The 8315-nt window shown below is 72.1% G+C and carries 10 protein-coding genes; 5 read left to right on the forward strand and 5 right to left on the reverse strand.

Translation table 11 applies throughout. The annotated features are described in order from the left end of the window. The 4 genes from Q1N79_RS11400 to Q1N79_RS11415 all read right to left on the reverse strand — a co-directional run. Positions 1-1203: hypothetical protein (locus tag Q1N79_RS11400; protein ID WP_300608043.1), on the reverse strand; the 1203-nt coding region annotated here is incomplete at its 3' end. Between the two features lie 145 nt (positions 1204-1348). Then, positions 1349-2545, reverse strand: coding sequence for a hypothetical protein (locus Q1N79_RS11405; RefSeq protein ID WP_300608046.1), 1197 nt, complete (start codon positions 2543-2545; stop codon positions 1349-1351). 44 nt (positions 2546-2589) lie between these two features. Further along, positions 2590-3909: an MFS transporter gene (locus Q1N79_RS11410; RefSeq protein WP_300608049.1), complete on the reverse strand. Its 1320-nt coding sequence runs from the start codon at positions 3907-3909 to the stop codon at positions 2590-2592. Continuing rightward, positions 3906-4550 carry a winged helix-turn-helix domain-containing protein gene (locus tag Q1N79_RS11415; protein WP_300608052.1) on the reverse strand — a complete coding sequence of 215 codons (645 nt, stop codon included), beginning with the start codon at positions 4548-4550 and terminating at the stop codon, positions 3906-3908. The genes Q1N79_RS11410 and Q1N79_RS11415 overlap by 4 nt, the downstream gene beginning before the upstream one ends. A 138-nt stretch (positions 4551-4688) precedes the next feature. On the opposite strand from Q1N79_RS11415, the gene Q1N79_RS11420 reads away from it, so the two are divergent. From Q1N79_RS11420 to Q1N79_RS11435, 4 genes are all read left to right on the forward strand, one after another. Beyond that, the gene (locus tag Q1N79_RS11420; protein WP_300608055.1) at positions 4689-5168 is read left to right on the forward strand and encodes a VOC family protein; all 480 of its coding nucleotides are present in this window, start codon (positions 4689-4691) and stop codon (positions 5166-5168) included. 65 nt (positions 5169-5233) lie between these two features. Continuing rightward, complete coding sequence (locus tag Q1N79_RS11425) at positions 5234-5455, forward strand: hypothetical protein (RefSeq protein WP_300608057.1); 222 nt, start codon at positions 5234-5236, stop codon at positions 5453-5455. A 16-nt stretch (positions 5456-5471) separates the two neighbouring features. Continuing rightward, positions 5472-6827 carry a Rieske 2Fe-2S domain-containing protein gene (locus Q1N79_RS11430; RefSeq protein ID WP_300608060.1) on the forward strand — a complete coding sequence of 452 codons (1356 nt, stop codon included), beginning with the start codon at positions 5472-5474 and terminating at the stop codon, positions 6825-6827. Beyond that, positions 6824-7051 (forward strand): ferredoxin, encoded by a 228-nt coding sequence (locus Q1N79_RS11435; RefSeq protein ID WP_300608063.1) that lies wholly within the window; start codon positions 6824-6826, stop codon positions 7049-7051. The genes Q1N79_RS11430 and Q1N79_RS11435 overlap by 4 nt, the downstream gene beginning before the upstream one ends. Positions 7052-7060: 9 nt before the next feature. Here Q1N79_RS11435 and Q1N79_RS11440 read toward each other — a convergent pair whose 3' ends face one another. Next, entirely contained in the window at positions 7061-7456 is a 396-nt protein-coding gene (locus tag Q1N79_RS11440; protein ID WP_300608066.1) for a hypothetical protein, read from the reverse strand. 126 nt (positions 7457-7582) lie between these two features. On the opposite strand from Q1N79_RS11440, the gene Q1N79_RS11445 reads away from it, so the two are divergent. Continuing rightward, positions 7583-8149, forward strand: a complete 567-nt coding sequence (locus Q1N79_RS11445) for a helix-turn-helix domain-containing protein (protein ID WP_300608069.1) — start codon at positions 7583-7585, stop codon at positions 8147-8149. The last annotated feature ends 166 nt before the right edge of the window (positions 8150-8315 follow it).

Raw genomic sequence — 8315 nt, forward strand, 5'->3', positions numbered from 1 at the left:
GCCGGAGGCGGAGGCGGCGGCGGCGCGGCGGCGCAGGAACGCGTCGGCCGCGACGATCGCCGCGGCGTCCAGCAGCACGATGGGCACCACGGAGTAGCGCGAACCTGGCTCGAAGCTCAGCGGGCTCAGGTAGGGGGTCTCGTACACCACGTAGCCGGTGATCACCGCGGCGAAGACCGTGTACACGAAACCGAACAGGACCGCCGTCGCCACGAACGCGCGAACCTGACTGCCCTGGGTGACCACCGCCCAGCCGAACACCACGGCGAGGAACGCGGCCACGATGAGCGTCGCCCCGTTCTGCCCGGCAAGGGACTCCAGGTGCCAGGACAGGTGCCAGCCCAGCGCGCGCAGCACCACGGTGTGCGCGTAGTAGGCCAGTGACTTGCCCAGCGGGGCGAGCGTTCCCAGCCGCTGCGAGTGATCGGTGTAACTTTGCAGGATCACGGGGACCTGCACCACCCATCCGGCCAGCCAGCCGACGGTGACCGCGTGCTCGCGGAGTCTGGGCAGCGCGACCACCCGCATGATCAGCAGCGGCGCGTAGACGATGGCCATCGGGTCGGACGAGACGGCCACGAAGGCGATGACCGCCGCCAGCACCATGCCGGCCCGAGTGCGAGGTCGCCACAGCACCGCCCAGAACAGCGCCGCCAGGACGTACCACGCGGCGTTGACGGTGTCGCCGACAACCTCCAAGGGAGCGATCGGCAGCAGGACCAGGGCCACGGCCAGGACGGCGCGCAGCGCGCGGTAGCGGATGAACCCGGCGCTCGCGTGGTAGGTGAACAGCGCGCACGCCACCGCGATGACAGCCCCGGTCACCGCGAACACGACGCCCGCGGCCGTGATGGGCAGCAGCGACGCGAGCTGGCCGGTGACCCGCGGGACCAGCTGGAGGTAGCCCTCATAGGGGACGAACAGATGCCACGGGTGCTCCAGCGCCTGGACGAGGTAGACCCCGTAGTCCTCGGCGTAGACGCAATCCCAGGCCGGAATTCCCGCCACGCGCCCGAGCAGCACGACGACGCCGACGCACAGCGCCATCCCCTGCACCGCGACGGACAGCACGCGCTGGCCCCGGTCGAGGGGCGCGTTCCCGCAGGCCAGCGGGAACAGCGCGCCGAGCGCCGAGCGCAGGCGCGCACCTGCCGGCCGGGGTCCGGCCCCGCGGCGCGCGCGCAGCCGAACGTCTCCGAGCACCCGTTGAACTCCCGATTCCAGGCCTGTGGGATGAAACCAGCCAGCATGCCACAGTAGCGGCTCCCGCGCCCGCTGGGCGGCAATGATGTCGTCCTTTAGCCGAACCGGCACGGCGATGACCGCAGCCGCCAGCCTACCGATTCGCTCAGCTCACGATCAGCCGGACTAGCGCGCCCGTCGCCGCGCTGAGCCCGGCGACCCACCCGCGGTTGGAGTAGAAGTTCGTGTCGGTCACCCAGACATCGCCGCCGTCGGCGGCGATCGCCCCGCCCGGGCTGTCGGACCCGAACGGCGCGCCGGTGATGTTCCTGATCCGCCGGCCGGTGCCGGCGCTGAACTCGGCGACCGAGCCGTGCGGACCAGCGCCGTCGACCGCTTTCTCCCCGAGGTTCGTCACCAGCCAGACCCCGCCCCGGTCAGCGGCGATCGCGAAGGGCACGTTGGGCAGCGACGCGATGACCCGGATCAGCGCCCCGGTCGCGGCGTCGATCTCGGTGACCGAGGGGGTGTTGACGTTGACGACCCAGACGCGGCTGCCCGCCGCCGTGATCGCGTCCGGGCCGTTGAGCTGATACCGGCGCGCTTCGATGACCCGGACCAGCGCCCCGGTCGCGGCGTCGATCTCGGTGACCGCGTCGGCGTTCCCGTCGGGCACCCACACGCGGTTGCCCGCCGCGGCGATCGCCGGCGCGTAGACGGTGGTGTTGAGCCGGTAGCGCGGGGCCGAGATGACGCGGATCAGCGCGCCGGTCACGGCGTCGAGCTCGGTGACCGAGTTGCTTGCGCCGTTGGCCACCCAGAGGCCGCCCCCGTCGACCGCGAGGGCCGCGGGATCGGCTAGCCGATACTCGCGCGCCGCGATGACCCGGATCAGCGCGCCGGTCGCGGCGTCGAGCTCGGTGAGCGCGTCGCCGTTCCCGTCGGCCACCCAGAGCCGGTCGCCGTCAACCGCGAGCGCCTGCGGATCGGTGAGCGCGTACCGCCCGCCCGCGACGATCCGGACCAGCGCGCCGGTCGCGGCGCTGAGCTCGGTGAGCCAGCCTCCGCCGCCGTCCTCGTAGCGCGAGTTGGCCACCCAGATGCGGGTTCCTGCCACCGCGATGGCGTCCGGGGCGGCGAGCGCCTGGCTGGGGAGCCTGATCCGGCTGCCCAGCCTGTGCTCGGCCCTGGTGGCACGCACGGTCGTGACCGTGCCCGGCCCGGTGGCGGCGGGCGTGCTGGCGGCCGGCGTGCCCGTGGCCGCGGCGGCGATCGACGGCCCCGCGCCCGTCTGGCAGGCCGACAGGGACACCGTGAGGACGGCGGCGCACAGGCCCGCGATGACTCGCCCAGCCTGGCGCACCTGCCTCGGCCGCCGGGAAGCTCGCCGCGTTTGACTTCGCATCACTAACTTGGACGCTCCGCGGCGCCCGAATAGTTTCCTGCCGGCCTGTCCAGCCCCCGCCAGGCGGGAAACACGAACGGCACGAGCGTGGCGGCGAACATCGCGGCCCCCGTCGCGAGCAGCGCGTTCCGCAGCCCGATCCCCTCGGTCAGCGCCCCGCCAAGCAGTGAGCCGAACGGGATCCCGATCCAGGCGCTTGACCTGAAGGCGCCAAGCACGCTCGCCTGCAGCCGCGGCGGGACGCGCTCGTAGGTGACCGCGCCGATGATCGGGTTGAGCACGCCGGCGGCGATCCCTGACAGCACGGCGACGATCAGCACCGGCGGCAGCGCGGACCAGACGGCGAGCGCGATGAACAGCGGCGAGCCGCCAAGCAGGAAGCCGACCGCGCAGGTCACGCGCCTGGGCAGGCGGCGGCCAAGCCAGGTAGCGGCCAGGGCGCCGGCCACCAGGCCGATCGACAAGGCGCCGCCGATGAGCCCAAGGCCGACGGGCTGATGCAGCCGCACTCGCACCCAGACCGGGACCAACACCGAACTCAGCGACTGGTCGAGCAGGTTGGTGAGCGCGACCATGAGGGCGATCCCCGCGATCAGCCGGTCGGCGCGGATGAAAGCCATGCCAGCGCGCAGCTGCGGCCAGTAGCCGCGGGCGGCGGGCGGGCCGGCCGAGTCAGGCTGGGGGTCCGCGCTCACCCGCACCGCCGCGGAGGGTATCAAGATGAGGATTCCGAACGCTGCGATGGCGAATGTGGCAGCGTCCACCAGGACGACGACAGCGGGGCCGGCGGCCGCGATGAGCACTCCGGCGAGTGGCAGGCCGGCGAGCATGCCGGTGCGCTGTGCCACCGAGTTCATGCCAGCGGCCCGCTCGTTCGATACCCCGCCGAACGCCGCGGTGCGCGGGACCAGCGGCGATGTGGCCGCGTCGGCGACGCCCCTGGCGGCCCCCGCCACCGCGACAAGCGCGACCAGCGGCCCGAATGACAGCGCGCCAAGCGCGTACAGGCCAGGAATGGCGCCGACCAGCACGGCGGCGGCGGCGTTTCCCGTGACGCACGAGCGGCGCAGCCCGGCGCGGTCGGCAACCGGGCCGCTGACCGCCTGGAAAGCGACGTAGGGCGCCATTTCGGCGAAGCCGGCCAGCCCGGTCAGCGCCGCGCTTCCCGTCGTGACGAGCACCAGCCACGGAATCGCGAGCCCGGACATCGCCGTGCCCAGCTGGGAGATGCCGTAGGCGAGGACCAGACCGCCGAGGGGCAGCCTGCTTCCCGGTTGCAGCCGGTCGCCTGACGCCGTGTCGTGGGCCGTGCCCTGTGTCACGGCGACTGCTCCTGTTCTTGCGGCGGCGGCTCGTCGGGAAGCAGCTGCAGCTGGTAGTAGGCACGGACTGTGCCCGGCCGCGGATCGGGATCCCCGGGGGCGCGGCGGTAGCGGCTGGCGAGTTCGCCGATCTGCCTGCCGAGGTCCCTCGCCTCGCCGGCGGTCAGCCGCAGCGGCCAGTCGTCAAGCCGCCACGGCGCTGCCGCGACGTCGCCGGGATCTGACATGAGCAGGTCGATGCCCGTCTGGATGCGCCGGTAGATCTCCTCGGCCACGATCCGCAGGTACCGGCCGGTCGCCTCCATGTTCTCCGGCCGCCCCGGGTCGTCGGGCATGCGCAGCGTGAAGCCCATGGAGCGGTGCGGCGCCCGCCAGAACCTGTCCCGGGCGTTGCCCCGGTCGGTGTCCTCGACGATGAACCCGTTGTCGGCAAGTACCCGCAGGTGGTAGCTGGTGACGCCGCTGGACCGGCCGATGCGGGCCGCGAGCGCCGTCGCAGTGGCAGGGCCCTCCTGCTGCAGGAGCTCGAGCAGCCGCAGCCTGATCGGATGGGTCAGCCCCTTGAGCTTCTTCGGCGTGAGAACCAGGTCGCGGTCGGGGTCGAACCACGCGGGAAAGCCTGGCTCTGGCGGGGGTCCCATGGCCGCACGCTACCTTCGCCGAGAATATTTTGCAAAAAATTTTGGGCTTTCTTATTGGTGGGAAGGCTGGTGGGCAGGACCGGCGTCCGGCGTCCGGCACGGCGCTGTGCGCCACCACCGCCGAAATGGAGAAATCTCATGACAGAAGCCGCGCCCCGCATCGACTTCGCCAACCTCCCCGCGCCCGCCGAAGGGATTGTGATGACACTGTTCATCACCGTCCGCAAGGTCGCGAGGTCCAGGGACTTCTACTCGCGCGTCCTGGGCGGCACGGTCGTCCTTGCGGAGAACCCGTGCATCGTCAAGCTGGCCAATTCGTGGATCATCATGAACCCCGGCGGGCCGCCCACCCCCGACAAGCCGGGCATCACGGTGGTCGACTACGAGCCGGGCGACACCACCTCGATCTTCCTGAACCTGCGGGTCGCCGACATCCAGGCCCGCTATGAGGAGTGGAAGGCGAAGGGGGCGGAGTTCGTCACGCCGCCCATCGACCGCGGGGCGGAGATCCGCTGCTACATGCGGGACCCGGACGGATACCTCATCGAGGTCGGCCAGTCGACCGGCCTGCTGCACGGCAAGCTTGCCGCCAGGCGCCCTGAGGACCTGCCGGGCTGAGCTCTGCCCGACAACCTGCGCCGCCCCGGCTTGACAACCGCGGCGGGCCGGCGGACCTTGGGTCCGTGCTGTGGCTATCGATCGTCATCGACAACGCGTGCACCCAGATCTGGGCGGCGTGGGGGAGCGGCGCGCACGTGACGTCGCTGCGGGTCAGCCCGGCGGTCTACGACGCCGTGGCCGCCGCCAGGTCCGGTGAGGTCGCCCGCGACTACCCGCTGATGCTGCTCGGGCTGCCGCTCATCGCGGACCCGCGGGTGGCCACCTACGAACCCGTCGCCGGCTGAGCAGGAGGTAACGCGCATGCTGACCCCAGAAGAGAACGAGGTGCTATGCCGGGTCGGCCCCGCTACCCCGATGGGCAAGGTCCTGCGCAGGTACTGGACGCCCGCGTTCCAGGCGGGCGACCTGCCCGAGCCTGACTGCCCGCCGATCCGGGTCACGGTCCTCGGCGAGAACTTCGTCGCCTTCAGGGACTCGGCCGGACGGCTTGGCTTCCTCGACGAGCTGTGCTGCCATCGCGGCGCCTCCCTCGTGCTCGGCCGCGTCGAGGAGGGCGGCATCCGCTGCCTCTACCACGGGTGGAAGTACGCGGCGGACGGCACGATCCTGGAGACGCCCAACCTGGCGACGGCGGCCTTCCGCCAGCGGGTCAAGCACGGCGCCTACCCCGTCCGCGAGGCGGGCGGGCTCGGCTGGGTCTACCTGGGCCCGCCCGGCACCGAGCCGCCCTTCCCCGCCTTCTCCTGGACCGACGCGGCCCCCGACGAGCTGATCGTCAGCGAGATGATCATGGACTGCAACTGGATGCAGGTTCAGGAGGGCTCGATCGACTCCTCGCACGTCGCGATCTTGCACCTGGACACGCTCGCGACCATGGGAGCGGGCCCGCGCAGCGTCGGCTCGCTGCGGTTCGCCGGCCAGCCGTGGGACCTGGACATGCAGCTGCCCGGCAGGCGGGCCGGCGCGGCACCCGGCGGGGGCGCCCGGCCAGGCGGCTGGCCCAGCGACGACAACGCGCCGCGGATCGAGGTGGAGAACACCCCGTTCGGCTTCCACTACGCGGCCATCAGGGACGTGACAGGCGATCCGGGGAAGAAGTTCGTCCGGGTGACCGCCTTCGCCATGCCGTACACGGCGTTCATCGGCGGGGTCGCGTCCGGCGCGGTGATCGTCGTCCCGCGCGACGACTACACGAGCTCGTCGATCGGCGTGTTCAAGGTGCCCAAGGGCGCCGGCGGGATCACCGCGGCACAGCGGGCGGGCGGGGTCGACTCCGCGGTCTGGGGGCCGGAACCGGACGACCGGCGGATCCGGCTGCCCCGGCAGGACCGCGCGGCGATGGCGGCCGGCCAGAGCTTCGCCGGCTTCCGCGGCGGGAACCGCGTCCAGGACGCCGCGGTCCAGCTGTCGGAGGGCAGGCTGTACGACCGGGCGAAGGAGCACCTCGTCCCCGCCGACCTGGCCGTCATCCGGATGCGCCGCCTGTTCGCCGACTCGGTCGCCTCGGTGGCGGCAGGCGGCGACCCGCTCGGCCTTGGCGAGGGCTGCGACTTCGCGGGGATCGGCGCCGCCTCGCAGATCATCGGCGCGGACCGGCCGTGGCAGGACCTGGTGCCGGGGAACCAGGGCGTCCGGGAGCCGGCGAGGCCGGCGTGAAGGTCTGGATCGAGACCGGCAAGTGCACCGGCGCCGGCCTGTGCGAGCTGATCGAGCAGCGGGTCTTCGTCCTCGGCGAGGACGCGATCTCGCGCGTGCGGCAAGACGGGAGCGTCCGGCCGGCTAGCCCGGGCGACCCGGCCGAGGTGCCGGACAGCTACGCCGACCGCGTCCGCGAGGCCAGCCGGGCCTGCCCGGGCGACTGCATCCGGTTCCGGCTGTAGCCGGCAAGCTCACGGGTTACCGGCACGGCCGTACGCGGTGCACGTGCCGCACTGACACCCCGTGCGGAGTTCGCGGCGGGTGCTCGGCCTGCTCACTTTCGCCGCGAGCACCACGCTGCCACACGCGCCGGCCAGCACCCACCACAGAAGTGCCACGTTCAGCCAGTTCCCGTGCGCGGCCGCCGCCCACGCGGGCAAGAACAAGAACAGGAGCGGCCAGCCCGCGGCCACCGCAAGGCCGACAAGCAGGCCCAGTCCCGCGCGCCAGGCGCGGCGCCGGAAGCGTGCCCGCAGCGTGCCCATGAGGAAAGGCCGGACCTGCGCGGTCACCCGAATCCACCCGGCAAGCACCATCGCCCAGGACAGCGCGAACTCGAAGAACAAGACCCGGAGCACAAGACGCATCGCTGCCCCCTTCCTTCCGCTACGCCCATGGAACACCCGGCGTGACCTGCGCACAACGCCTGCCCGGCGAAGGCATCTCACAAGAAACCTTGAGCAAGATGTCTTTAGCAAGGTATCTTGTTCAACATGACAGGCGGGACCGATCCGAAGGCGCTGCGGGCGCTTGCGCACCCGCTGCGGTGGAAGCTGATAGACCTCATCGGCAGCGAGACGACCGCCACCGCCACCCGCTGCGCCGAGGTGCTCGGCGAGTCGGTCGCGAGCTGCTCTTACCACCTTGGCATGCTGGCCAAGTACGGCTACATCGAGCAGGAGCCGGAGCGCGGCGGCCGGGAGAAGCCATGGCGGCTGACCAGTCCAGACCAGGACCTGCGGCCGCTCGGGCTCGACGCCGAGGGTGAGCTTGCCGCCGAGGCCGCGCTCGAGGTGTTCCTCGACCACGAGACCGAGCGCACCAAGAGCCGGTTCCGGCGGGCCGGCCTGGAACCCGCGCCGTGGCAGCCGACGGTCAGCGGCACGACCACGTGGCTGACCGAGGCGGAGTTCGCCACGGTGAAGCACCAGCTCGCAGACATCCTGGAGCGACTGTCCGGGCGGGCCGGGGACCCGTCGCAGCGGCCGGCGGGGGGACGCGAGGTCCGGCTGTTCTTCGCCGCCTCCGCCGCCCCGCCGCCAGGTAAGGAGCACGGATGACCGCGGCGTCCAGCCTGCCGCGGATCGTGGCCGTGGCCCAGGAACGAACCGGCGCGGGCAGCTGGGCGCAGGCCGCGGCGCTGTGGCAGCAGGTGGTGGACCTCAATCCGGTCAACGGCAGCTACTGGGACTACCTCGCCGAGGCCCGCTACGAGCTCGGTGACTA

This window comes from Trebonia sp. (assembly GCF_030042015.1).
Classification (GTDB): domain Bacteria; phylum Actinomycetota; class Actinomycetes; order Streptosporangiales; family Streptosporangiaceae; genus Trebonia.

Coding starts and splice junctions, on each gene's coding strand:
- Q1N79_RS11415 (WP_300608052.1), bottom strand. CDS start 4,550: ATGGGACCCCCGCCAGAGCCAGGCTTTCCCGCGTGGTTCGACCCCGAC.
- Q1N79_RS11420 (WP_300608055.1), top strand. CDS start 4,689: ATGACAGAAGCCGCGCCCCGCATCGACTTCGCCAACCTCCCCGCGCCC.
- Q1N79_RS11430 (WP_300608060.1), top strand. CDS start 5,472: ATGCTGACCCCAGAAGAGAACGAGGTGCTATGCCGGGTCGGCCCCGCT.
- Q1N79_RS11440 (WP_300608066.1), bottom strand. CDS start 7,456: ATGCGTCTTGTGCTCCGGGTCTTGTTCTTCGAGTTCGCGCTGTCCTGG.
- Q1N79_RS11445 (WP_300608069.1), top strand. CDS start 7,583: ATGACAGGCGGGACCGATCCGAAGGCGCTGCGGGCGCTTGCGCACCCG.